The sequence below is a fragment of the Maritimimonas sp. 2210JD6-3 genome, from assembly GCF_056591795.1.
This window is the reverse complement of the sequence record NZ_JBWQOJ010000022.1, coordinates 26,558-49,665: the sequence shown is the minus strand read 5'-3', so window position 1 is coordinate 49,665 and position 23,108 is coordinate 26,558. Positions and strand designations below refer to the sequence as shown.

The 23,108-nt window shown below is 33.1% G+C and carries 24 protein-coding genes; 13 read left to right on the top strand and 11 right to left on the bottom strand.

The genetic code is table 11. From position 1 onward, the window contains the following. Positions 1-77 precede the first annotated feature (77 nt). The 3 genes from porK to topA form a co-directional block, all read right to left on the bottom strand. Entirely contained in the window at positions 78-1,496 is a 1,419-nt protein-coding gene (gene porK / locus AC1EUY_RS10385; RefSeq protein WP_480195464.1) for a T9SS ring complex lipoprotein PorK/GldK, read from the bottom strand. Between the two features lie 130 nt (positions 1,497-1,626). After that, the gene (locus tag AC1EUY_RS10380; RefSeq protein ID WP_480195463.1) at positions 1,627-2,787 is read right to left on the bottom strand and encodes a formimidoylglutamase; all 1,161 of its coding nucleotides are present in this window, start codon (positions 2,785-2,787) and stop codon (positions 1,627-1,629) included. 52 nt (positions 2,788-2,839) lie between these two features. Continuing rightward, a complete protein-coding gene (gene topA, locus AC1EUY_RS10375) occupies positions 2,840-5,326 on the bottom strand; it encodes a type I DNA topoisomerase (protein ID WP_480195462.1) in 2,487 nt (828 codons plus the stop codon). Between the two features lie 197 nt (positions 5,327-5,523). Between topA and miaB the strand changes: the two genes are divergently transcribed. The 8 genes from miaB to groL all read left to right on the top strand — a co-directional run bounded on the left by miaB (position 5,524) and on the right by groL (position 12,446). Further along, positions 5,524-6,975, top strand: a complete 1,452-nt coding sequence (gene miaB / locus AC1EUY_RS10370; RefSeq protein ID WP_480195461.1) for a tRNA (N6-isopentenyl adenosine(37)-C2)-methylthiotransferase MiaB — start codon at positions 5,524-5,526, stop codon at positions 6,973-6,975. A 78-nt stretch (positions 6,976-7,053) separates the two neighbouring features. Further along, positions 7,054-8,289 carry a sigma-54 interaction domain-containing protein gene (locus tag AC1EUY_RS10365; protein WP_480195460.1) on the top strand — a complete coding sequence of 412 codons (1,236 nt, stop codon included), beginning with the start codon at positions 7,054-7,056 and terminating at the stop codon, positions 8,287-8,289. A gap of 42 nt (positions 8,290-8,331) precedes the next feature. After that, positions 8,332-8,838: an LptE family protein gene (locus AC1EUY_RS10360; protein WP_480195459.1), complete on the top strand. Its 507-nt coding sequence runs from the start codon at positions 8,332-8,334 to the stop codon at positions 8,836-8,838. A gap of 1 nt (position 8,839) precedes the next feature. Continuing rightward, positions 8,840-9,613 carry a tetratricopeptide repeat protein gene (locus AC1EUY_RS10355; RefSeq protein WP_480195458.1) on the top strand — a complete coding sequence of 258 codons (774 nt, stop codon included), beginning with the start codon at positions 8,840-8,842 and terminating at the stop codon, positions 9,611-9,613. A gap of 2 nt (positions 9,614-9,615) precedes the next feature. Then, positions 9,616-9,960, top strand: coding sequence for a preprotein translocase subunit SecG (secG, locus tag AC1EUY_RS10350; RefSeq protein ID WP_480195457.1), 345 nt, complete (start codon positions 9,616-9,618; stop codon positions 9,958-9,960). 148 nt (positions 9,961-10,108) lie between these two features. After that, positions 10,109-10,387: a co-chaperone GroES gene (locus tag AC1EUY_RS10345; protein ID WP_480195456.1), complete on the top strand. Its 279-nt coding sequence runs from the start codon at positions 10,109-10,111 to the stop codon at positions 10,385-10,387. Positions 10,388-10,420: 33 nt separating this feature from the next. Then, on the top strand, positions 10,421-10,777 hold the full coding sequence (locus tag AC1EUY_RS10340; protein WP_480195455.1) for a four helix bundle protein: 357 nt from the start codon (positions 10,421-10,423) through the stop codon (positions 10,775-10,777). Positions 10,778-10,811: 34 nt separating this feature from the next. After that, the gene (groL, locus tag AC1EUY_RS10335; RefSeq protein WP_480195454.1) at positions 10,812-12,446 is read left to right on the top strand and encodes a chaperonin GroEL; all 1,635 of its coding nucleotides are present in this window, start codon (positions 10,812-10,814) and stop codon (positions 12,444-12,446) included. Positions 12,447-12,555: 109 nt separating this feature from the next. Here the strand turns inward: groL and AC1EUY_RS10330 are convergent, their stop codons facing one another. The 4 genes from AC1EUY_RS10330 to AC1EUY_RS10315 form a co-directional block, all read right to left on the bottom strand. Further along, a complete protein-coding gene (locus AC1EUY_RS10330) occupies positions 12,556-12,852 on the bottom strand; it encodes a heavy metal-binding domain-containing protein (RefSeq protein WP_480195453.1) in 297 nt (98 codons plus the stop codon). Positions 12,853-12,875: 23 nt separating this feature from the next. Further along, positions 12,876-13,220: a heavy-metal-associated domain-containing protein gene (locus tag AC1EUY_RS10325; protein WP_480195452.1), complete on the bottom strand. Its 345-nt coding sequence runs from the start codon at positions 13,218-13,220 to the stop codon at positions 12,876-12,878. Positions 13,221-13,258: 38 nt separating this feature from the next. Beyond that, a complete protein-coding gene (locus tag AC1EUY_RS10320; RefSeq protein WP_480195451.1) occupies positions 13,259-15,514 on the bottom strand; it encodes a TonB-dependent receptor in 2,256 nt (751 codons plus the stop codon). 73 nt (positions 15,515-15,587) lie between these two features. Next, a complete protein-coding gene (locus AC1EUY_RS10315; RefSeq protein WP_480195450.1) occupies positions 15,588-15,998 on the bottom strand; it encodes an HYC_CC_PP family protein in 411 nt (136 codons plus the stop codon). An 85-nt stretch (positions 15,999-16,083) separates the two neighbouring features. Here AC1EUY_RS10315 and AC1EUY_RS10310 point away from each other — a divergent pair, with 85 nt between their 5' ends. Further along, a complete protein-coding gene (locus AC1EUY_RS10310) occupies positions 16,084-16,350 on the top strand; it encodes an EF-hand domain-containing protein (RefSeq protein ID WP_480195449.1) in 267 nt (88 codons plus the stop codon). Here the strand turns inward: AC1EUY_RS10310 and AC1EUY_RS10305 are convergent. From AC1EUY_RS10305 to xrtF, 4 genes are read right to left on the bottom strand one after another with little or no spacing between them, the layout of a single operon-like run. Then, positions 16,347-17,066, bottom strand: coding sequence for a heavy-metal-associated domain-containing protein (locus tag AC1EUY_RS10305; protein WP_480195448.1), 720 nt, complete (start codon positions 17,064-17,066; stop codon positions 16,347-16,349). The two genes, AC1EUY_RS10310 and AC1EUY_RS10305, sit on opposite strands and share 4 nt — an antisense overlap. A 3-nt stretch (positions 17,067-17,069) precedes the next feature. Beyond that, complete coding sequence (locus tag AC1EUY_RS10300; RefSeq protein WP_480195447.1) at positions 17,070-18,356, bottom strand: NAD(P)/FAD-dependent oxidoreductase; 1,287 nt, start codon at positions 18,354-18,356, stop codon at positions 17,070-17,072. A gap of 48 nt (positions 18,357-18,404) precedes the next feature. Next, on the bottom strand, positions 18,405-18,851 hold the full coding sequence (locus tag AC1EUY_RS10295) for an exosortase F system-associated membrane protein (protein WP_480195446.1): 447 nt from the start codon (positions 18,849-18,851) through the stop codon (positions 18,405-18,407). Beyond that, entirely contained in the window at positions 18,835-19,392 is a 558-nt protein-coding gene (gene xrtF, locus AC1EUY_RS10290; protein WP_480195445.1) for an exosortase family protein XrtF, read from the bottom strand. The genes AC1EUY_RS10295 and xrtF overlap by 17 nt, the downstream gene beginning before the upstream one ends. Before the next feature lie 62 nt (positions 19,393-19,454). On the opposite strand from xrtF, the gene AC1EUY_RS10285 reads away from it, so the two are divergent. The 4 genes from AC1EUY_RS10285 to AC1EUY_RS10270 all read left to right on the top strand — a co-directional run bounded on the left by AC1EUY_RS10285 (position 19,455) and on the right by AC1EUY_RS10270 (position 23,097). Further along, positions 19,455-19,934 carry a GAF domain-containing protein gene (locus tag AC1EUY_RS10285; protein WP_480195444.1) on the top strand — a complete coding sequence of 160 codons (480 nt, stop codon included), beginning with the start codon at positions 19,455-19,457 and terminating at the stop codon, positions 19,932-19,934. Continuing rightward, positions 19,931-20,377 carry a DUF1572 family protein gene (locus tag AC1EUY_RS10280; RefSeq protein WP_480195443.1) on the top strand — a complete coding sequence of 149 codons (447 nt, stop codon included), beginning with the start codon at positions 19,931-19,933 and terminating at the stop codon, positions 20,375-20,377. The genes AC1EUY_RS10285 and AC1EUY_RS10280 overlap by 4 nt, the downstream gene beginning before the upstream one ends. 87 nt (positions 20,378-20,464) lie before the next feature. Beyond that, a complete protein-coding gene (gene purH, locus AC1EUY_RS10275) occupies positions 20,465-21,997 on the top strand; it encodes a bifunctional phosphoribosylaminoimidazolecarboxamide formyltransferase/IMP cyclohydrolase (protein ID WP_480195442.1) in 1,533 nt (510 codons plus the stop codon). A 68-nt stretch (positions 21,998-22,065) separates the two neighbouring features. After that, complete coding sequence (locus AC1EUY_RS10270) at positions 22,066-23,097, top strand: rod shape-determining protein (protein ID WP_480195441.1); 1,032 nt, start codon at positions 22,066-22,068, stop codon at positions 23,095-23,097. Positions 23,098-23,108: the final 11 nt, after the last annotated feature.

The window sequence follows — 23,108 nt, the reverse complement described above, 5'->3', positions numbered from 1 at the left end:
TTTATAACTCTGAAATCTCTTTTTTATTATACTGTTTGTAGAACAATTTATTGACAAATTTTCCTACCAATTGTTAATTACTTTTTCTTGTTTGTTTTCGTACCTAAGTAATCTTGTACTGTTCTGAAGCCTATATAACTTCTTGCAGAATCTGCATACTCATAATCACGTGTACTAACTTCTAAGAAATATGCCACATCTTTCCAAGATCCTCCACGTATAACTTTACGTTGATTTGATTCGTCATTTACATTTGGGTTCATTGTAGAACCTAAGTAATATGATGATGGATTGTAGGCTGTGTTCGTCCACTCAGAAACATTACCCGCCATATTATATAGACCGTAGTCATTCGGTGCATACGATTTTGCTTCCATAGTATATAAAGCACCATCTACTGCATAGTCACCCCGCTCTGGTTTGAAATTTGCCAAGAAGCATCCTTGATCACTATACGTATAAGGACCACCCCATGGATATTTTGCATATTCTAGACCTCCGCGAGCAGCATACTCCCACTCAGCCTCAGTTGGTAATCTAAACGCAGGTACTTTCCCTCTATTCTTTTTAGCAGTAGCTAAAAATTTATTTTTCTTTTGTGTTCTGTAATCACAAAAAGCTTTTGCTTGCGCCCAAGTAATACCTACAACAGGATAATCATTATATGCCTGATGCCAAAAATAATCTTGGTGCATTGGGTCATTATAAGAATAATTAAAGTCTTTTACCCATACCGTGGTATCAGGATACACTTCAACCATATTCTGTCTTATAAAATCTTTTCTGTTACCGCCTCTTTTTCTAGCGGCAGCTTCTCTATCAAAAGTAAAGTATAAGTATTTTAATTTTTTGGTATTAATGGTTCTTCTACCATCATAAGATTCTGAAATTGGTGCATATAAGCTATCCATCGCTTCAGCATAGTAAGCATCTGGATATTGGCCAGCATCCCAAACCAAATCTACTTCCCAATTCAGTGCTTTACCCTCAGTAGGTGAGTTTAGATCTCCTAAACTACCGTAATTGTCCATCATATATTTATAATATACATTGGCAGTATCTGCAGGCTCAGCAAATTTATATTTTTGAATACCGTCGTCTCCACTTGATTGTGCTCCACCATCTACATCAGCACTTTCAGCACCAAAACCTTGTTCTTCAGCAAGTAATGCTAACTGTGTTCTCAATACAGAATCACGAACTCTTTCTACAAACTCTCTATACTCAGCGTTTGTAATTTCTGTTTCATCCATATAAAAAGGATTTACAGTTACAGTTCGTGTTGGCGAATTTAATGCTCCTGCAACATCTTCATCTTCTTTACCCATTGTAAAAGCACCACCTGGAATTAAGGTCATACCTAATGGTCTTTCTGGATAAAACTTTTTAGTAGATCGAGAACCTACTAATTCACCTTTATCATTGCTTTTTGATGATTTACAACTTGATACTAAAACTGTTACTGCTAGTAAAAAGTAAACGGCTAATTTCTTCATAAATCTTAATTTATAATCCCGATTAGGGGGAACTACTGTTGTTTCGTTTTTATAAAACCTATTAATTTAGTTGTACTTGATCTAGGTCAAGACACTTTAAGAACGTCAAAAAATTGGCTTTAGTGTATAACTAGTTTAATTTTCTGAAAGTTTTCCACCATCTTTCTGGAAATACTTGTTTACTGGCTCTCAAGTAGTCTTGATAGGTACACGGTATTAACGTGCGTTTTGTAGTTTTATTATTTTGCTCGTGGTGTACTTCCATCCACCAGCGATCACTCTTATTACTTTTGAAGAAGTTAATCGTAGTATCTTCTATAGGAACGATATACTTTTTGTAGTCTTGTTTAGAAGTAAAAGGATATTCATTAATTCTAAAATTATATCCTTCTATAAAATACCAGATTATTTGTGCTATTAATTGTGAGGTTTGATTTTGCTCATCATATTTGGCATTGTATTCATAAATACCAAATGATGACACCTTATCACTAATACCTGCATAACGTGCAATGGCACAAATGGGTTCACCATAAAAACCATTAGGAACTGCATTATTATTTGCAGGTGCTTCATTTCTTCGAATGGCACCAATATCTATACTCACAATATCTGCATCACGCATGATTGGCTCAACAATTTTTACATTGGTTGCAACCTCACCCAAACGATACGTATCGAAATGTAACTTATCTAATAATTCTATTTCCTCTTGCGAGTTAAAATAGGTTTGATAGCCAACGTTACTATAATTGAAGAGATTATTGGGTTTTTCCATCACAATCTTACTCAGATACGATTCTGATGTAATATCATCATCTAGCGATCCTAAATCGAATTTATTGTCAACCACCGTAAGGTTCACAGTTTGTTCTAACTTGTCATAAGCGCGATAGTTCGCATAGGTAAGGTCTTGCCCACCTCCTATTATAATAGGTATAATACCTTTTTTTATTAATACTGTTAAAATTTCTTGCAGCGCGAAATACGTATCTTCTACAGTATTGCCTTTATATATAGTACCTAGATCCGCAATTTTTGCATGCCAGTTACCTAAATATAATTTATATAGTTCTTTTCTAATTTCACTTAGATCATTACCGCTGCCAATATTATCAACTGTATTTCTGTCTTCTTGAACTCCTAGAATAGCTAGCTGAATCTTCTCAATTTCAGGAAGTCCATTTTTTTTTGAATGAATTTCTATAACACTACCAATAGACTTCTCTTTTTGCAAAGTGGCATGTGCTATTAGCTTTTCATCAACTGGTTGTAAAATTTCGAAACTCATTAATACGTCAACAATAGAATTTTAACAAAACTAAAATAATTAACTCTTGAAACTATTTTTTAGCTGTAGTTTTTCTTTTCGTAGTTTTCTTTTTTGGAGCATTCTTTTCTATAAGCTCCTTCACTTCTTCTAAAGTTAGTGATTGCGCATCTGTAGTTTTAGGTAATTCAATTTTAGTTTTACCTTTTATGATATTGAAACGACCCCAACGTGCTTTTTCTACACGAATACCTTCTTCTTCCCAATGATGAATAAGCTTGTCTTTTTCTTTTTGGATTTTATCTTCGATCAATTCTACAATATCATTTTGTGAAAGATTATCAAAATCATATTTTCTATTTACGTTGATGAACATAGCATTCCATTTTATAAAAGGACCAAAACGACCTTTCCCTTTTTGTACAGGTAGGTTTTGATATTCAGCAATTGGAGCATCTGCTGCTTGTTTAGCTTTTATTAATTCTATAGCTCTATCTAAATCTACAGACATAGGGTTATCGTCTTTTTCAAGAGAAATAAATTTTTTACCAAATCTAATATATGGACCGTAACGACCAACAGCAACTGTTACTTCTTCATCTTTGTAAATTCCTAAAGTCTTAGGTAGTTTAAACAGATCCATTGCTTCTTCAAAGGTGATACTATCTATAGTCTGTTCTCCTTGAAGGCTTGCAAATTTTGGTTTCTCTTCATCGGTTGCCTCACCGATTTGAACCATGGCACCAAAGCGTCCTAAACGAACATATACATTTTTACTAGTTTCAGGGTCAACTCCTAATAGTCGTTGTCCGCTAGCACGTTCAGCATTTTCCGCAACATCTTCAACTGTAGGGTGAAAATCGGTATAAAAATCTTTAATCATTTCTGTCCAATTTTCTTTACCTTCAGCTATATTATCAAACTCTTCTTCTACTTTCGCCGTAAAACCATAATCTAAAATAGAAGTGAAATTATCTACCAAAAAATCATTAACTATTTTACCTATATCTGTAGGTACTAATTTTCCTTTATCAGAGCCTACTTTTTCCGTTAAAGTTTTATTAGTTATAGTTCCCTTTTGTAATTTTAATTGAAGATAATCTCTCTCAACTCCTTCTATAATTCCTTTGGCCACGTAATCTCTTCGCTGAATCGTAGAGATCGTAGGCGCATATGTAGAAGGTCTTCCTATACCTAATTCTTCTAACTGTTTTACCAACGACGCTTCGGTAAATCTAGCTGGCGGACGCGTATATCTTTCTGTGGCTGTGATATACTTATTTTCTACCACTTCATTAACAGTAAGTTTTGGTAACATTCCTTCTTGCTCTTCATCTTCATTATCATTTCCTTCAAGATATACTTTTAGGAATCCATCAAACATAATAACCTCACCATTTGCTGTTAAAACTTCACTATTTTTATTATTGGCAATTCTAACGTTGGTGCGTTCTAATTGTGCTTCACTCATTTGAGAAGCAATCGTACGTTTCCAAATAAGATCATATAATCTATTTTGATCATAATCTACCGAAACACTAGATCTACTTAAATTGGTTGGACGAATAGCTTCGTGAGCCTCTTGAGCTCCTTTAGCTTTTGATTTATAATTACGAGGATGGCTATATGCGGCTCCAAACGATGACGTAATTTCTTCTTGTGCTGCATTCTTAGCATCATCTGACAAATTCACGCTATCAGTTCTCATGTAGGTAATTAAACCTGCTTCATATAAACGCTGTGCCATTAACATCGTTTTCGCTACTGGAAATGATAATTTACGTGATGCTTCTTGTTGTAAAGTCGATGTGGTAAAAGGCGCCGCTGGTGATTTCTTTGCTGGTTTTTTTTGTAAATCACTTATGTTAAAAGTAGCATCAGCACATGAATTTAAAAAAGTTTCAGCAGCTTCTCTCGTTTCAAAATTCTTAGGCAACTTGGCTTTGAATTTTTTTCCATTTTCATTGATGAACTCTGCATCAATTCTATAAGAAGCCTTTGCTTTAAAAGTATCTATTTCTCGTTCGCGCTCTACAATTAGTCGAACCGCAACAGATTGTACGCGACCCGCAGATAGTCCTCCTTTAATTTTACGCCACAGTACAGGTGATAATTCATATCCTACCAATCTATCTAAAACGCGACGAGCTTGCTGCGCATTTACCAAATTATAATCAATACTTCTCGGATTCGCTACAGCCTTTTTAATAGCCTTTTCAGTAATCTCATGAAACACGATTCTTTTTGTTTTAGCACTCTCTAATTTCAACTGCTCATATAAATGCCAAGCAATTGCTTCCCCTTCGCGATCCTCATCAGATGCCAACCAAACCATTTCCGCTTTTTTTGCCAAATCTTTTAGTTTTTTTACGACTGCTTTTTTATCTGATGAAACCTTATATTTTGGCATAAAATCTCCATCCACATTGATTCCTAACTCCTTTGAAGGTAAGTCTGCTATATGACCAAAACTAGATTCAACTTGATAATCTTTTCCTAAAAACTTCTCTATAGTTTTAGCCTTAGCTGGTGACTCTACAATTACTAAATTTTTTGCCATTTAATTCTCTTAAAAGTGATATTCGTTGATACTAACCAACAATAAATTAGACCGCAAAAGTATATAGAATTTTTTTATTTGATTAACTCCTTGTATTTCTGGATAAGAAACACATCTATAATTTAACAAAAAATTACGCTGTCATTTTGTCAGATATTTTGCTTTTTGGTTGTATATTTGCATCCCAATTAGAATTAATGAACGGAGAAAAAATCATAGAAGAAAAAAAGCAAGGGAAAGCACTAATCACCCAACAATTAGAAGGTAACCATAAAAAACTTTTTATAGAAAGTTACGGATGCCAAATGAATATGAATGATAGTGAAATAGTTGCTTCTATATTAGCAAAAGAAGGTTTTAATACTACACAACAACTTGAGGATGCCGATTTAGTATTAGTAAATACATGCTCTATACGTGATAAGGCTGAGCAAACGGTTAGAAAACGTTTACAATATTACAACAAGGTTAAAGATATTAATCCTGATATGAAAGTTGGTGTTTTGGGTTGTATGGCAGAGCGATTAAAAGCAAAATTTTTAGAAGAGGAAAAGATTGTTGATTTGGTCGTTGGTCCTGATGCCTATCGTGACCTACCCAATCTCGTACAAGAAGTTGAAGCGGGTCGTGATGCCGTAAATGTATTACTTTCTAAAGATGAAACCTATGGAGATGTATCTCCTGTCAGATTAAACTCGAATGGAGTATCTGCTTTTGTCTCCATCACCAGAGGATGCGATAATATGTGTACCTTCTGTGTTGTGCCTTTTACACGTGGTCGTGAACGCAGTCGTGATCCAAAAAGTATTCTACAAGAAATTCAAGAATTAAAAGATAAAAACTTTAAGGAGGTTACACTTTTGGGGCAAAATGTAGATAGCTATTTATGGTATGGTGGTGGTCTAAAAAAAGATTTTAGCAAGGCATCAGAAATAGCAAAAGCCACGGCAGTTAATTTTGCGCAGTTGCTTGACATGTGTGCTATAAAATTTCCTAAAATGCGTTTTCGCTTTTCTACTTCGAATCCACAAGATATGACACTTGATGTAATTCATGTAATGGCGAAGCATAAAAACATTTGTAAATACATTCACTTACCTATACAGAGTGGTAGTAATAGTATTCTTAAAAAAATGAATCGTCAGCATACGCGTGAGGAATATATGGAGTTAGTAAAAAACATCTATGAAATTATACCAGAAATGGCTTTAAGTCAAGATATGATTTCAGGGTTCTGTGGTGAAACTGAACAAGATCATCAAGATACTTTATCATTAATGGAATTTGTAAAGTATGATTTCGGATTTATGTTCGCTTATTCTGAGCGCCCCGGAACTTTAGCAGCTAAAAAGTTTGAAGATGATATTCCGTTAGCCATAAAAAAGAGACGTTTAGCAGAAATTATTGCTTTGCAACAGGAACATTCGCATTATAGAACTCAACAACATGTAGGAAAAATTGAAGAGGTACTAATTGAAGGTACTTCAAAAAAGTCTGATGCACATTGGAAAGGTCGTAATACACAAAACACAGTTGCAGTTTTTCCAAAAGAAAATTACAAATTAGGTGATTTTGTAAATGTAAAAATCGAAGATTGCACCTCAGCTACTCTTATCGGAACTGCTGTGGGGTATTCTGATAATAATTAAAAAAGACCCAAGAAAAAAGAACCAAGAGAAAAGACCATCTCATAATCTTGATTCTAATAGTCTTAACTCAAAGAATATATGGAGAATTTACAAACCATAAAACAACGATTTGGCATTATTGGTAACGATCCAATTCTCAACCGTGCTTTAGAAAAAGCCGTGCGAGTTGCTCCTACCGATATTTCTGTATTAGTTACGGGTGAAAGTGGTGTAGGTAAAGAAAATATTCCTAAAATAATACATCAGCTTTCACATAGAAAACACGCTAAATATATTGCTGTTAACTGTGGAGCCATACCCGAAGGGACCATAGATAGTGAACTCTTCGGGCATGAAAAAGGTGCTTTTACCGGAGCTACACAAACCCGTAGTGGTTATTTTGAAGTTGCTGATGGCGGAACTATTTTTTTAGATGAAGTAGGAGAATTACCATTAACTACACAAGTGCGTTTATTACGCGTTTTAGAAAATGGTGAGTTTATAAAAGTAGGGTCAAGCAAAGTGCAAAAAACCAATGTACGTATTGTGGCTGCTACTAATATACATATGATAGATGCCATCCAAAAAGGTAAATTTCGTGAAGATCTTTATTATCGTTTAAGTACCGTTGAGATTCATCTTCCTGCGTTGAGGAAACGTAAAGAAGATATCCATTTATTATTTAGAAAGTTTGCTTCAGATTTTGCTCAAAAATACAATATGCCAACCATTCGCTTAGAGGCAGAAGCAATTACTATATTATTAAATTATGCTTGGCGCGGAAATATACGTCAGCTTCGAAATATTACTGAACAAATTTCTGTTATTGAACAAAATAGGTCGATTAATGCCGAAACATTAAAAAATTATCTACCTGAATATGGTGGGAATTTCCCAGCTTTGATAGGCTCTCATGCCAAAACTTCGACGAGTGATTTTGCAAACGAACGTGAAATTTTATACAAGGTATTATTTGATATGAAAAATGATATCAATGATCTAAAAAAACTCACGCTAGAGTTGATGGAAAATGGCAATTCGGTTCAGGTTAAAGAGGATAATCAACCATTAATTCAGAAAATATATGGTTCAAAAGAAGATGAACAAAATTTAGTAGAAATTATACCTGCACAAAAGGATAATGGTTACCGTGCTCAAGAAGATATCTATGATCATATTGAAGATGTAGAAGAAAGTCTTTCTTTGCAAGAGAAAGAATTTGAAATGATTAAAAAAGCTCTAGAGCGAAATAACAATAAACGTAAGCTTGCTGCTAAAGAATTAGGAATATCAGAACGCACACTTTATAGAAAAATTAAGCAATTCGATTTGTAAATAACTAAGTTTAATTGTTTATTTGTTGACCACCATATTTTGATGAAGAAATTTACCTACATACTATCTTTTATTATCCTGTTTTCTACTATAACAGGATGTGGTATATATTCTTTCACTGGTGGGAGTACTGGAGATGCAAAAACAATTCAGATAGATTTTTTCCCAAATAATGCACCCCTTGTTGAACCTGTGGCAAGTCAAAAATTTACACAAGCGCTACAAGATTTATTTAATAGACAAACAAGTTTAGATTTGGTTTCTTCAAATGGAGATTTACATTTAGAAGGCGAAATAACAGAGTTTAGAATTATTCCCATCAGTGCTACGGCTGAGCAAACTGCCGCTCAAAACAGATTAAATATGAGCATTCGCGTACGTTTCTACAATAAGCTTGTACCCGAAGATGATTTTGACAAAAGTTTTTCGTTCTTTGCTGATTTTGATGCGAATGCTCAATTAACAGGAAGTATCTTAGATGAAGCATTAAATACAATCTACGATCGGATCACCCAAGATATTTTTAACGCTTCTGTAGCCAAATGGTAATATGAAGACTTCAGATTTCACAGCGTTGCTTAAAGAACCTTGCTCAATTACCAACGAGCAACTAAAATCTGTTGAAGATATTATCGAGACGTATCCTTATTTTCAGGCCGCTCATGTGTTACATTTAAAAGGATTAAAAAATCAAAATAGTTATAAATACAATGCAGCCTTAAAAAAAGCAGCTGCCTATACCACTAACCGAACTGTTTTATTTGATTTTATTACTTCAGATGCTCTAAATACTGAAAAAAAAGAAACACAAGAAGCAAAAGCATTATTAGAGAACGAAATTGTTGATTTAGAAGTAATAGTACCAGAAAAAATTACACCAACAGAAGCGCTAGTTAAAGAACAGTTAGAAATAGGCAAACCGCTTCAATTTGATAAAAGTGAAAAGCACTCGTTCAATGAGTGGCTGCAGCTTGCTACGCTAAAACCAATAGAAAGAAAGAAAGAAATTGGTATTGAAAAAACAGCGGAAAAAAAGGTTAGGGCTGAAGAATCAAGAAGTTTTGAACTTATTGATCAATTTTTAGAAACAAAACCTAAAATAGCGCCTTCAAAATCTGTAGAGCTTATCGATATTTCATATGAAAGTATTTCAGAAAATGAAAGCTTAATGACCGAAACTTTAGCTAGGGTATATTTAGAGCAAAAAAAGTACAAAAAAGCCATTCAGGCATTTAAAATATTAAGTTTGAAATATCCAGAAAAAAGTGGTTTCTTTGCAGACCGAATTAAAGCAGTAGAGTTTTTACAAAAGAATAATTCATAATTATGTCATACACATTATTTCTAATATTAATAGTAGTCGTTGCAATTTTGCTTATCTTAATTATAATGGTACAAAATCCTAAAGGTGGCGGATTGTCATCTTCATTTGGTGGTCAAGGCTCTCAAAGTTTTGGTGGTGGAGTTCAGAATACAACAAACTTCTTAGATAGAAGTACTTGGACATTGGCAATAGCATTGTTTTCGCTTATTTTATTATCAAATTTTGCAATACCTAGACCAGATTCTGTGACTAATGAATCACAACTTAAGGAAACCTTAGATGACAGACAAGTAACTGATGAAGTTCCTACTGTTAATGATGTACAAAATGATTCTTTAAATCAATAGTTTTAAAATTCATAAAACAAAAAATGCCAACGTAAAATGACACGTTGGCATTTTTTGTTTTTGACTAATTACAAAATGTCACTTTTTAACGAATGGCATACTTTTAGTAAAATAATCTTCGATTAAATCTTATAAAAAATTCATAAAAATGAGCAAAATAAAAATCAAACCATTAGCAGATAGAGTGGTCATAGAACCCTTAGCTGCTGAGACTAAAACGGCTTCAGGTATTTACATTCCTGATTCTGCAAAAGAGAAACCTCAACAGGGTAAAGTTGTCGCTGTGGGTAAAGGTACTAAAGATGAACCTACAACCGTAAAAGTAGGTGACACAGTACTTTACGGTAAGTATGCAGGCACAGAACTAAAACTAGACGGTGGTGATTATTTAATCATGAGAGAAAGCGACATTTTCGCAATTCTTTAATGCTGTAAGCTGTAGGCTACAAGCCCGTTGCAAATGAGAAATTTTAAAAATCACGAAATTTGGGAGTTAAGTCATAAGTTTACTTTAGCAATATATGCTTTGACAGCAGGTTTTCCTAAGAAAGAAATATATACTTTAACTAGTCAACTTCGTAGAGCTTCATTATCAATTCCAACGAATATTGCTGAAAGGTGTGGAAGAGATAGTGATTCAGAATTTAATAGATTTCTTACTATAGCATTAGGCTCAGCATCAGAGGTTGAATATTTAATTCTAGTTTCAAAAGATTTAGACTATATAAACCAAAAGAAATTCGAAAAATTAAATGATTCTATCAACACAATTAAAAAGAAAATTTACACTTTAAAACAAAAATTAATACAACGCTAAAAGCCTATGGCTTAAAGCATAAAGCATAATTATTATGGCAAAAGATATAAAATTTGATATAGAGGCACGTGACGGATTGAAACGTGGTGTTGATGCATTAGCAAATGCAGTAAAAGTAACTTTAGGCCCGAAAGGTCGTAACGTAGTAATTGGTAAAGCTTTTGGAGGACCAGCCATTACTAAAGATGGTGTCTCAGTTGCTAAAGAAATAGAGCTAGAAGACCCATTAGAAAACATGGGGGCACAAATGGTAAAAGAAGTAGCTTCTAAAACTAATGACCTTGCTGGTGATGGTACTACTACTGCAACGGTATTAGCGCAAGCTATTGTAAAAGAAGGTTTAAAAAATGTGGCTGCAGGCGCAAATCCAATGGATTTGAAACGTGGTATTGATAAAGCTGTAGAAGCGATTGTTGCTGATTTAGCAAAACAATCACAAGTTGTTGGTAATAAAATAGATAAGATAAAGCAAGTAGCTTCTATTTCTGCAAATAACGACGGTAGTGTAGGTGATTTAATTGCTGAAGCATTTGAAAAAGTAGGTAAAGAAGGTGTAATTACTGTAGAAGAAGCTAAGGGTACCGATACTTACGTTGATATCGTTGAAGGTATGCAATTTGATAGAGGTTATTTATCTCCATACTTTGTAACAGATTCTGAAAAAATGATTACAGATCTTGAGAGCCCATATATTTTATTATATGACAAAAAGATCTCATCTATGAAAGATCTTTTACCTGTTCTTGAACCAGTAGCTCAAACTGGCAAACCGCTCTTAATTATTGCTGAAGATGTAGAAGGTGAAGCATTAGCTACTTTAGTAGTAAATAAATTACGTGGTGCCTTAAAAATCGCTGCTGTAAAAGCTCCTGGTTTTGGCGATAGACGCAAGGCTATGTTAGAAGATATTGCAATTCTTACTGGAGGTACAGTAATCGCTGAAGAAAGAGGTTTTACCTTAGAGAACGCTACAATCGATATGTTAGGTACTGCTGAGCGTGTAACTATTGACAAAGACAATACCACTGTTGTAAATGGTAATGGTAAAAAAGCTGATATCACTGGAAGAGTAAATCAAATCAAGTCTCAAATCGAAACTACTACTTCAGACTATGACAGAGAAAAATTGCAAGAGCGTTTAGCGAAGCTTGCTGGAGGAGTTGCAGTATTATACGTTGGCGCTGCATCAGAGGTAGAAATGAAAGAAAAGAAAGATCGTGTAGATGATGCCTTACATGCAACGCGTGCTGCTGTAGAAGAAGGTATTGTAGCTGGTGGTGGTGTTGCTTTAGTAAGAGCAAAAGATACCTTAGCTAAAATAAAAGCTGATAATGCCGACGAAGCTACTGGTGTAAGTATTGTTGAAAAAGCAATTGAATCGCCTTTAAGAACTATTGTTGAAAATGCTGGTGGTGAAGGATCAGTAGTTGTAGCCAAAGTAATCGATGGTAAAAAAGATTTTGGTTTCAACGCCAAAACAGATGAGTATGTAAACATGCTTAAAGAAGGTATCATTGACCCAACAAAGGTAACACGCATCGCTTTAGAAAATGCAGCTTCTGTTGCAGGTATGATCTTAACTACCGAATGTGCTTTAGTAGATATTAAAGAAGATTCACCAGCGGGTGCTATGCCTCCAATGGGTGGTGGTATGCCAGGAATGATGTAAGTAAGTCGAAAGCTTCGACAAAAAAACGCCGCTTTTTCGCGGCGTTTTTATTTTCTTCAACTTTAAAATTTCTAATAAATATATCTATTTTTTAATTAACAGTGACTTCTTAATGATCATGACCATCTCCTTCTTTATGCTCACCCTCTACATCTACTTTCTTTTCTTTAAGATCCATTTTACATTTCGGACATTTACCCGCTTCTGTGTAGCTTTTACCCTTTTCACAATCCATCGGGCATTGATATAAAACATCATTTGAAGCAAGTACTTCTTTCGCCTCTTGCTTTACTTCATCTTTTACTTCAACTTCGGTTTTTACTTCTTCTTTCTTTTCTTTCTTACAAGATGTAAATGTAAACGCCGTTATACTAACAAACGCTAATAACAAAACTAATTTTCTCATTGGTGTTAAATTTTAATAGGTAATTAATGTTTTTCTAATTCTCTGTATCTGCAACAGTCATCAAGCTTATTATAGGCTTCGTCTGTAGCCTTAAACTCTTTCGTATCATGACCTGCTGCTGCTATTTTTTTCTTAATAGCTAACTCAGAGGTTTTCTTGTTATTAAAGATGCAATATAACTCTTTCGTATCTACATTCCAAGAAGCAAACTTTACACCTTTTGTTAATAAAACTGTTTTTTCAATTCGGTCTTTACACATTTGGCAAACACCATCTACTTCAAATCTTACTTTTGATGTTTTAGATTGCGCTTCCGCAGTAAGCGAAAAAGACATCATTGCAATCATTATTATTAAAATTGTTCTCATATTGTTAATTCTGTCGATTTATATTATTATCGATTACATTATTTTACCGTAAATCGTAAACCTGCATAATACATACTTTTTAAAATGGGCGCATAGACTATACTAGTATCAAAATATGGACCAAATGGTGCATTGCTTGCTAAAATAGGATTTTCTTGCGTATATCCTGTTAAATTTTCTACACCTGCATAAATTTCAAACTTATTTGAAAATACTTTGGCTATTTGAGCATTCATCAAACCATAACTTGGCGAAAATTCTGCTAATTGATATTGCTCAGGATTTGTTTGTGTAAACGGTAATCGTTGTTCACTTAGCCAATTAAATGTATAGTCAAACCTCCATTGTGCGCCATTTGTTTTTTTAAGTGTTTCATACGATATATTCGCAAAAAAACGATGCTCTGGTATTAATGGCTTTTGTAACGTTCCTTTTAAATAATCGGTTTTCACATCATAATATTTATACGCAAATCTTAACTCGGTTCTATTCGCAATTTGATAATTTAGTTGGGCTTGAAAGCTATTTGCATAAGAATCTCCCTCAAGGTTATAAAATAGTACTTGCTGTGGGCTCTGATCTATATCTACCACTACCTGATTGTCAAAGATAGTACTATAGTAGTCTAACGTTATGTCAGCTTTTTTACCAAAAAGATTAAATCCTTGTAAAAAGCTAACGCCATAATTCCATGCTATTTCAGGTGCTAATCCATAAATTTCTCCATCTGTGTTTAAAATATTCATTGTACGAGAAGTTCCAAGTAATTGCTGATTTTCTGCAAATATATTAGCACTTCTTTTTCCTCTACCAACTGAAGCTCTTAACACTCCTTTCTCCCAAGGTGCATACCGCACGTGTAATCGTGGTGTAAAAAATGTTCCTAATAAATTATGAACATCTATTCTTGCCCCTGCAACGATACTCACATCATCTAAGTTATCATATGAATACTCAAAAAACGCTCCAAAATCATTTTCGGTTCTTGCAAAAATATTCGAATTACTTTGCACATTGACAAATTCGTCGTACGCATCGTATGTAAAGCTAAACCCTGCTTTAAACTTGTGTAAGGTGCTTCCTAAAATAGAATTAAAAATAGCGTTTGAATACAAACTTCTATGAGTTATGTTGTACTCGTTGATTCCAAAATATGATTGCTGATCATGATCACTATACGAAACTTGAAAACCTAAACTATTGTAAGGAGTGTCTGGAAACACATATCCTAATTTAGCGGCTACATCAAAACGTTCTGTATCAATTTCTGAACCGTATAACGTTGTTGTTAATCGTTGTGTATCTGGATCATAATCTTTATCACCCGTTTGCTTATCATCTTTTAAATACCTGAAGTTGATAAAACTAACCAATCCTTTTTTGGCATTCGTATATTGCCAACGATTCATCACATTTATTTGCTTGGCTAACGGAATATCAAGAAAACTATCATTATTATTATCAACCTCTGCCATACGTTGATTACCATGTATAAATAGGCTCGTATTCCATTTATCAGAAATCTTCTGTTTGAACTGCGTATTGAGCTCTAATCTCCCGTTGAGAGATGCATAGGCATTTATAAATACACGTTCATCTGTTAAGGGCTTCTTTAATTCTGTATTAATTTGCCCTGCAATGCTTTCAAAACCATTCACTACAGATCCAGCTCCTTTCGTAATCTGTATACTCTCTACCCACGTTCCAGGTGTATAGGTGAGTCCAAAAGTTTGAGAAGCTCCGCGAACACTCGGTATGTTCTCTTGCGTAATTAAGATATAAGGACTCGTAAGACCTAACATTTTAATTTGTTTTGTTCCAGTTAATGCATCAGAAAAATTTACATCTATAGAAGGGTTTGTTTCAAAACTTTCTGATAAATTACAACATGCGGCTTTCAACAACTCTCCTTCATTAATAGTTTGAACATTTGCTGGTTGTAAATAAGATACAGCTGTACTCCTTTTTTCTGCATTTACTTCAACCTCTTCTAGTTCATTTTCAGATTCTAAAATCTGATGTATTTCTTTTTGCTCTAGTACATCAACAACTACAGTTTTATAACCAACAAAACTGAATACTAATTTTTTATACTCTGGTTTATATGCTATGGTAAACCATCCTTTTTCGTTGGTTGTAGTACCTATATTTGTGTTTTGCCAATATATACTAGCTCCTGCTAGTCCTTCTATTTTACCTTGATCATTTTTGACCATAGCCATCCCCTTTAGAACATCTTGACTAATGGCTAAGACTGGTAGTAAAAAAACAACTAATTTAACTATGATTTTCATCTAATTTTAATTTATAATTATTGTAAAAATTATTCCAACAAAATTGGAATGAACTACTATAAAAAATTAAAAATCAGATCAAAAAAGTTTCGTGAAGTAGGTTAAAATCTTTAGCAATGAATGGTGGCGAGTACTTGGTATTATAAACTCTTTTTATCGGATTATCGATAAATAAATTATAATAGGATAGGTAAAAAACAGCCGCAAAATCTATTGTATCTGTTGATGCTATCTTATCAAGCTTTAAGGTAGTATTATTACTTTCTATAAGTTTAACCACATTAGAACAGCAAGAAGTCTTTTTTATAGATTCTGAATCTGTACTACTTGGCACAGGCATTTCACAATCTTTAGCTTTTGCAAAGAATGACACATCTATAACTTCTCCCATACAGAAATGCTTCTCTACAGCAAAAGACAATGTAGAGCACAAAACTAAAAGTGCTAGTATAACTGATACTATATTATGAAAGACTTTTTTCACAGTGCAAAAATAATGAAATATTTTTGGCTATCATACAAACAAAAAGTTAAAAATATTATTGTAACTTTATATAAACAATCATTTTATGAGTACAAAAAAAGAAATAGTAAGCAAGATTCGTATCGTATTAACAAATCACTTTGACACCCCTGAAGATGCCTTTAGTTTTTTTGATAAAAACAGTGATGGTGGTCTATCTAAAAAAGAAATAGTAAAACTTTTAAAACAAGCTGAAGTGAGCGGATTTTTACGAGGCATCGTTGCTTCGAAACTTGTTAATGGCTATGATTTTTCTAATGATAAAAAAGTAGATTGGAAAGAATTTAGAAAGGCCTTAAAAGAAATGAGTTAATTCTTCAATAACATTATTAAAGCCATTAGCAACATCACAGAATTTTCAATAAAAGTTGCTTTGGTCATTGGTAATTTTAATGCCGTACCTAAACAAGCACATTGAATACTTTTTTTATTTAAAAGAACTCTTATAACACCTATAGTGGTACTACCTAAAATAATAATCGTTATGACTAAAGCCAAAGTAATTTGAGTTCTTGTTAAAAAAAGCAGTCCTAATATTAATTCTATAAAAGGATATATCCAGCCATAAATAGGAAACACTTTTGCTAAAGGATCATACATTTTAAATGAATCGGGAAATCCTTTCAAATCTAAAAACTTAAAAAAACTAAATACTACATAAAACAACCCCATAAAATCGAGCATAAAACCTGATAAAAATTCTGGTCGCTGATAATTTAATAAGGTTGATGCTACTATCAAGTATCCAAAAATTAGAAATAAGGGAAATAATTGTTGTATATCACTTTTAGTTCCAACTTCTTTTACCAACTGTCTATTTTCATGCTGACTCTCAGAAATTGTATATTTAGTTGGTAAATTATTCTGTAATTCTAAAGTTGATATAGGTTTTGACATTGTAATAATTGCCTCAGCTTTTTCTAAATTTACTTTAACCGTTTCTACACCACCAATTTGACTTAATTTTTCTTCTACAGAAGCTTTACAACCTCCGCAAGTCATCCCTTTAACATTATATATATGGGTCATGCTCTATTTTTTTGGTTTATACCTACGAATGATTAATCGGTTTCCTTTATCATAAGAAAAATAACTTCCCATCCAGTTTAATCCTACTCGAAGCTTATTTTTAAAACCACTAATAGACATCAAATGCACTGTTGACCAAATGAGCCAAGCAAAAAATCCACGAAAGTGTAATGTACCTAAATCAGCTACTGCTCTTTTCTTACCGATAGTTGCTAAAGAACCTTTATCAAAATATGTAAAAGGTTTCCATTCTTTTTTATCATTCAATAAGTTCTTTGCCAAATGTTCACCTTGCTGAATCGCTGTGGGCGCAACCATAGGATGCCCATTAGGATACGCTTCTGTTTTCATAAATGCCACGTCACCAATAGCAAAAATATTTTCTTGTCCAGTAATTCGGTTAAAACCATCTACCTCTATTCTATTTCCTCTTACAATTAAATCTTTATTTATTCCTTCAGGAAACTGTCCACGTACACCTGCTGTCCAAATCAATGAGGTTGATAAAAGATGAGTCCCATTCGATAATTCAACTGTATTGCCGTCATATGATTTTACCGCAGTATTTAAATGCACCTGTATGCCTAATCTCTCTAAATCTTTGAGTGTATCTCTTGATGACTTCTCAGTCATGGCAGATAATACTTTTGAACCAGCCTCGACTATATGAATATCAATAGGAAAATTGGTTAATTCGGGATAGTCTTTATCGTAGATATATTTCTTAAACTCAGCAATTGCCCCTGCCATTTCTACACCTGCAGGACCAGCTCCTACTATAACAACGGTAGTATTTTTTTTTCTGGTTTCGTTATCTGTAGCCTCTACTGCCTTTTCTATATTCTGTAAAATATTACTGCGAATATCTAATGACTCGCGAATCGATTTTAAACCTATACTATGAGCCTCAACATCTTTCATTCCGTAAAAATTATTAGTACTACCCGTTGCTAACACCAAATGATTAAAAGATATTTCACCTATATCTGTTTTAACAATATTTTGAGTTGCATCAATTTGCAAAACATCAGCCATTCTAAAAACAAAATTTTTATAACCTCTAAAGATCTTTCGCACTGGGAAAACAATAGCATCTGGCTCTAAACCACTGGTAGCTACTTGGTAAAATAAAGGTTGAAATTGATGAAAGTTATTTTTATCTAACAAAACAACTTGAAAAGGTTTATTCTTTAATGCTTTTGCTAAATAGATACCTGCAAAGCCTGCACCAATTATCACTATTCTTGGGTGTTTACTTTCAGGAATAAAAACATCATCTTGTTTATTCATACACACATCTTTATAACCTCACAATTAGTCGAAATAGATGGTCTAAAATTACGATTTTAAAGAAGATCTTATTAATTTTCTTTGATAATAAAATGCTGGTAATAATATCAGTAAAAAAATAGGATGAATAAGAAATCTACGTACATAGAAACCTAATAAATATCCGTTATTAAATCCTGTTTTTAGCAATAGGTAATACAAGATGATCAGCACAAAAAAACCTGCTAAGTAAAACTTCATAGAAAAAATAACGAGTGTTCTTTTTTGAAAAGCTAAATAGATAATACCTAGAGATATAATCATATTAATAACGTATCTTAAAAAAGTATTTATAAATAACTTAAATGTATCATACTCTGGTATTGGTAATCTGAGGTAGTCATTCTCGAAATATAGAATAAAAGGATCATAAAATAATTTTGTGCTAAAAGCTCTTACAGCAATTAATAAAATTATAAGAATAAAAATAAGCGGGATTCTAACTCTTTTTTTCATCCTTTTTCTTTTTTAAGTACGAAAATTTATTGACCCAAATTATCCATAGTATCAGTACTGTTCCATAAATTATTGTTGGAAATAAGAGATCATGCAAAAAATAATCATACTCTGGATGGCTCTTTGTTAATACAGAAATCACAACTAAGCGAACCAAATTCATAAAATAAATAATCAAACTACCAACAAATGCATATATAATGGTAGCAGATATACTTCCTGAGAAAGCAATGATAAAAGCAATAAATAAAATAATGACACTTACTGAATTACAACCTTCAATAAGTCTAAACGAATAATGATCTCCTAAAAAGAACTTCATAGAAAGTTCACTTTCATGTTGATATACGGTTGCATTATATCCGAAAAAATTAGCTAATTTTTGAGTGTGATAAGCAACTGTCTTTGTAATAGGTGCACATGAAAAAGCATCGCCCTTTTGCTGTGTTCTATCTAAGTAAAAATTATAAAGTAGTACTAGTAAGAAATAACTAATAAAGAATTTTGCTAAAAAATTTACAATTGTTTTGCGTCTCTTCAACTGAAAGTATTTTAAATTTGTACGACCAAAAAAGTTGAGTTGTTCAAATTTACACATTGCATATGCAGATAACTATTCTTAAAAAAGAAATTATTAACATATTAGATAACAATATAACTGTTGATCTAAAATTACAAGATATTTGTAATCACTTACAAGATACAATAGCTCATTATGATTGGGTTGGTTTTTATTTTAAAAATGGCAACAAAAAAGAATTAAAATTAGCACAATTTGCAGGAGAACCTACTGAGCATACTATTATACCCTTTGGTAAAGGTATTTGTGGTCAAGTGGCGATAAGCAATGAGAATTTTATTGTTCAAGATGTATCAGAACAAGATAATTATATTTCTTGTGGTTTTAAAGTAAAAAGCGAAGTAGTAATTCCAATTTTTGTAAATGGTGAAAATGTTGGTCAAATAGATATTGATTCGCATACTATAAACCCATTTACAGAAAAAGATACTGAGTTATTAGAATTTATTTGTCAAGAAGTGGCTAACTTAGATATAACCTCTATTTATAATCAGCCTGCATGATAGATTCACTTACACATCTTTTTGCTAGAGATTTAGAACACCTTAAAAATGAGGTGATTGCTTATAAAAGTGATGAATCATTTTGGAAAACTAAAGGTGAAGTTTTAAACTCTGGTGGTAATCTTACGATACATCTTATCGGAAACCTAAATCATTTCATAGGATATGGATTAGGAAACACAGATTATGTTAGAGATCGTGAAGGTGAATTTAATAATAAGAATATTTCAAGAGAAACAATTTTACAACAAATTGATGATTTAAAAATAGTAATTGATTCGATATTTATTAAGTTATCTCTTGAAGACTTACGAAAAAAATATCCTAAAGAACTTCGAAATGAAGATATAAGTATAGAGAAATTTCTACTCCATTTATATGCACATTTTAATTACCATTTAGGGCAAATAAACTACCACAGACGACTAGTTGATTACTGTTAACAATCTGTTATTAATTATCTGCATTTTTTCGTTGTGAAAGCTTCGCCGTTTAGTAGCTTTGCGAGAAACATCAACACAACAATATTAATGAGTACTATAAAAAAAGCGACATCTGCTTTACTATCCGTTTATCACAAAGATGGTTTAGCTCCAATTGCTAAAAAACTAAATGAATTAGGTATAACTATTTATTCAACTGGCGGTACCGAAAAATTCATCAATGAATTAGGAATACAAGTGCATCGCGTTGAAGATTTAACCTCATACCCTTCTATTCTTGGCGGACGCGTAAAAACGTTGCATCCAAAAGTATTCGGTGGGATTTTATCGCGACGTGAAAACGATGGTGATGTGGCACAAATAGCCGAATATGAAATTCCAGAAATGGATATTGTAATTGTTGATTTGTATCCTTTTGAAAAAACAGTAGCCTCAGGAGCATCTGAACAAGATATTATTGAAAAGATAGATATTGGTGGTATTTCTTTAATAAGAGCTGCCGCAAAAAATTTTAAAGATGTAATCTGTGTTTCTTCTATAGAACAATATGAAGAGTTCTTAGATATTCTAGATAATAATGACGGAAAAACGACATTAGCGCAACGTAAAGATTTTGCTGCGAAAGCATTTAATATTTCTTCACATTATGATACTGCTATCTTTAATTATTTTAATGCTAATCATAATATAGCTTCTCTTAAAATCAGTGAAACTAACGGACACATTTTACGCTATGGGGAGAATCCGCACCAAAGAGGATTTTTCTTTGGTAATTTCGATGAAATGTTTACCAAATTGAACGGTAAAGAGCTAAGTTACAATAATATATTAGATGTAGATGCTGCGGTAAATTTAATGAACGAATTTAAAGGAGAAGCACCCACATTTGCTATTTTAAAGCATAACAATGCCTGCGGTTTAGCGCAAAGAGAAACTATACTTCAAGCGTACGAAGATGCATTAGCCGGCGATCCTGTCTCTGCATTTGGAGGTGTTTTAATAGCAAACACCAATATAGATAAAGTTACTGCAGAAGAAATTCATAAGCTATTTTGTGAAGTGATCATTGCGCCCTCTTTTGATGAAGATGCTTTAACTATCTTAAAAGGGAAGAAGAATAGAATTTTATTAATACTTAACGATATAGAATTACCAAAAACTATTACGCGAAGTTGTTTAAATGGTGCTTTAGTTCAAGATCGCGATAATAAGACAGATCAAAAGAGTGATTTAAAAAATGCTACAGAAAAAGCTCCGAATGAAAGAGAGATAGACGATTTACTATTTGCATCTAAAATATGCAAGCATACAAAATCAAATACCATTGTGCTTGCCAAGAACAAACAACTATGCGCTAGCGGTACTGGACAAACCTCTAGAGTTGATGCTTTAAATCAAGCAATTGTAAAGGCAGGAGCATTTAATTTTGATTTAAACGGAGCCGTCATGGCAAGTGATGCTTTTTTTCCTTTTCCAGATTGTGTAGAAATTGCTAATATGTCGGGAATTAAAGCCGTGATACAACCAGGAGGATCAATAAAAGACCAATTATCAATCGATTATTGTAATGAAAATGGAATGGCGATGGTATTTACAGGAACTCGTCATTTTAAACACTAACATATTAAGTTTATTTTATTAAATTTGGCAATTCGCAAAAATTTACCTAATCCAAATTAAATAACTCTATGGGATTTTTCGATTTCATGACCGAAGATGTAGCTATTGATCTCGGCACTGCTAATACACTTATCATACACAATGGTAAAGTTGTGATTGACAGTCCTTCAATTGTTGCAAAAGATAGAACTACCAATAAGATTATAGCTATCGGTCAGAAAGCCAACCTCATGCAAGGTAAGACGCATGAAAATATTAAGACCATAAGACCTCTTAAGGATGGTGTAATTGCAGATTTCGAAGCTTCTGAACAGATGATTCGTGAGTTTATTAAGCAAATTCCTTCTATTAAAAAGAAGTTCTTTCTATCACCTTCTCTAAGAATGGTGATATGCATACCTTCTGGTATTACCGAAGTTGAAAAACGTGCTGTACGTGATTCTGCTGAGCACATGAATGCTAAGGAAATCTATTTAATTCATGAGCCTATGGCTGCTTCAATTGGTATTGGTATTGATATTATGCAACCTAAAGGAAACATGATTATTGACATAGGAGGTGGTACTACAGAAATTGCAGTTATCGCCTTAGGTGGAATTGTATGTGATAAATCTATAAAAGTTGCTGGTGATGTATTTACCAACGATATTGCGTATTATATGCGTACACAGCACAATTTATATGTTGGTGAAACCACTGCTGAAAAAATCAAAATAGATGTTGGTGCAGCAACAGAAGATATCGAAAATCCACCAGAAGATATTTTGGTGCAAGGTAGAGATCTTTTAAGTGGTAAACCAAAGCAAATAAAAATATCGTACAGAGAAATATCAAAAGCATTAGATAAATCTATTTTACGTATTGAAGACGCTGTAATGGAAACGCTCTCGCAAACACCTCCAGAATTAGCTGCAGATATTTACAACACAGGAATTTATCTAGCAGGTGGCGGATCAATGTTACGTGGCCTAGACAAACGTTTATCTAGAAAAACAGATCTACCTGTGTATGTTGCAGAAGATCCATTAAGAGCAGTTGTAAGAGGTACTGGTATTGCTCTTAAAGACTTAGAAAAATATAAAAGCGTGTTGATGAAATAGGTTTAGATAGA

What these genes read in the sequence shown, in the direction of transcription:
- AC1EUY_RS10355 (WP_480195458.1), top strand. Translation starts at nt 8,840, where the DNA reads ATGAAGACTTCAGATTTCACAGCGTTGCTTAAAGAACCTTGCTCAATT.
- secG (WP_480195457.1), top strand. Translation starts at nt 9,616, where the DNA reads ATGTCATACACATTATTTCTAATATTAATAGTAGTCGTTGCAATTTTG.
- AC1EUY_RS10305 (WP_480195448.1), bottom strand. Translation starts at nt 17,066, where the DNA reads ATGACCCATATATATAATGTTAAAGGGATGACTTGCGGAGGTTGTAAA.
- AC1EUY_RS10360 (WP_480195459.1), top strand. Translation starts at nt 8,332, where the DNA reads ATGAAGAAATTTACCTACATACTATCTTTTATTATCCTGTTTTCTACT.
- AC1EUY_RS10345 (WP_480195456.1), top strand. Translation starts at nt 10,109, where the DNA reads ATGAGCAAAATAAAAATCAAACCATTAGCAGATAGAGTGGTCATAGAA.
- AC1EUY_RS10340 (WP_480195455.1), top strand. Translation starts at nt 10,421, where the DNA reads ATGAGAAATTTTAAAAATCACGAAATTTGGGAGTTAAGTCATAAGTTT.
- AC1EUY_RS10320 (WP_480195451.1), bottom strand. Translation starts at nt 15,514, where the DNA reads ATGAAAATCATAGTTAAATTAGTTGTTTTTTTACTACCAGTCTTAGCC.
- AC1EUY_RS10325 (WP_480195452.1), bottom strand. Translation starts at nt 13,220, where the DNA reads ATGAGAACAATTTTAATAATAATGATTGCAATGATGTCTTTTTCGCTT.
- purH (WP_480195442.1), top strand. Translation starts at nt 20,465, where the DNA reads ATGAGTACTATAAAAAAAGCGACATCTGCTTTACTATCCGTTTATCAC.
- AC1EUY_RS10295 (WP_480195446.1), bottom strand. Translation starts at nt 18,851, where the DNA reads ATGAAAAAAAGAGTTAGAATCCCGCTTATTTTTATTCTTATAATTTTA.
- AC1EUY_RS10280 (WP_480195443.1), top strand. Translation starts at nt 19,931, where the DNA reads ATGATAGATTCACTTACACATCTTTTTGCTAGAGATTTAGAACACCTT.
- porK (WP_480195464.1), bottom strand. Translation starts at nt 1,496, where the DNA reads ATGAAGAAATTAGCCGTTTACTTTTTACTAGCAGTAACAGTTTTAGTA.
- AC1EUY_RS10300 (WP_480195447.1), bottom strand. Translation starts at nt 18,356, where the DNA reads ATGAATAAACAAGATGATGTTTTTATTCCTGAAAGTAAACACCCAAGA.
- miaB (WP_480195461.1), top strand. Translation starts at nt 5,524, where the DNA reads ATGAACGGAGAAAAAATCATAGAAGAAAAAAAGCAAGGGAAAGCACTA.
- AC1EUY_RS10365 (WP_480195460.1), top strand. Translation starts at nt 7,054, where the DNA reads ATGGAGAATTTACAAACCATAAAACAACGATTTGGCATTATTGGTAAC.
- AC1EUY_RS10330 (WP_480195453.1), bottom strand. Translation starts at nt 12,852, where the DNA reads ATGAGAAAATTAGTTTTGTTATTAGCGTTTGTTAGTATAACGGCGTTT.
- groL (WP_480195454.1), top strand. Translation starts at nt 10,812, where the DNA reads ATGGCAAAAGATATAAAATTTGATATAGAGGCACGTGACGGATTGAAA.
- AC1EUY_RS10310 (WP_480195449.1), top strand. Translation starts at nt 16,084, where the DNA reads ATGAGTACAAAAAAAGAAATAGTAAGCAAGATTCGTATCGTATTAACA.
- AC1EUY_RS10270 (WP_480195441.1), top strand. Translation starts at nt 22,066, where the DNA reads ATGGGATTTTTCGATTTCATGACCGAAGATGTAGCTATTGATCTCGGC.
- topA (WP_480195462.1), bottom strand. Translation starts at nt 5,326, where the DNA reads ATGGCAAAAAATTTAGTAATTGTAGAGTCACCAGCTAAGGCTAAAACT.
- AC1EUY_RS10285 (WP_480195444.1), top strand. Translation starts at nt 19,455, where the DNA reads ATGCAGATAACTATTCTTAAAAAAGAAATTATTAACATATTAGATAAC.
- AC1EUY_RS10380 (WP_480195463.1), bottom strand. Translation starts at nt 2,787, where the DNA reads ATGAGTTTCGAAATTTTACAACCAGTTGATGAAAAGCTAATAGCACAT.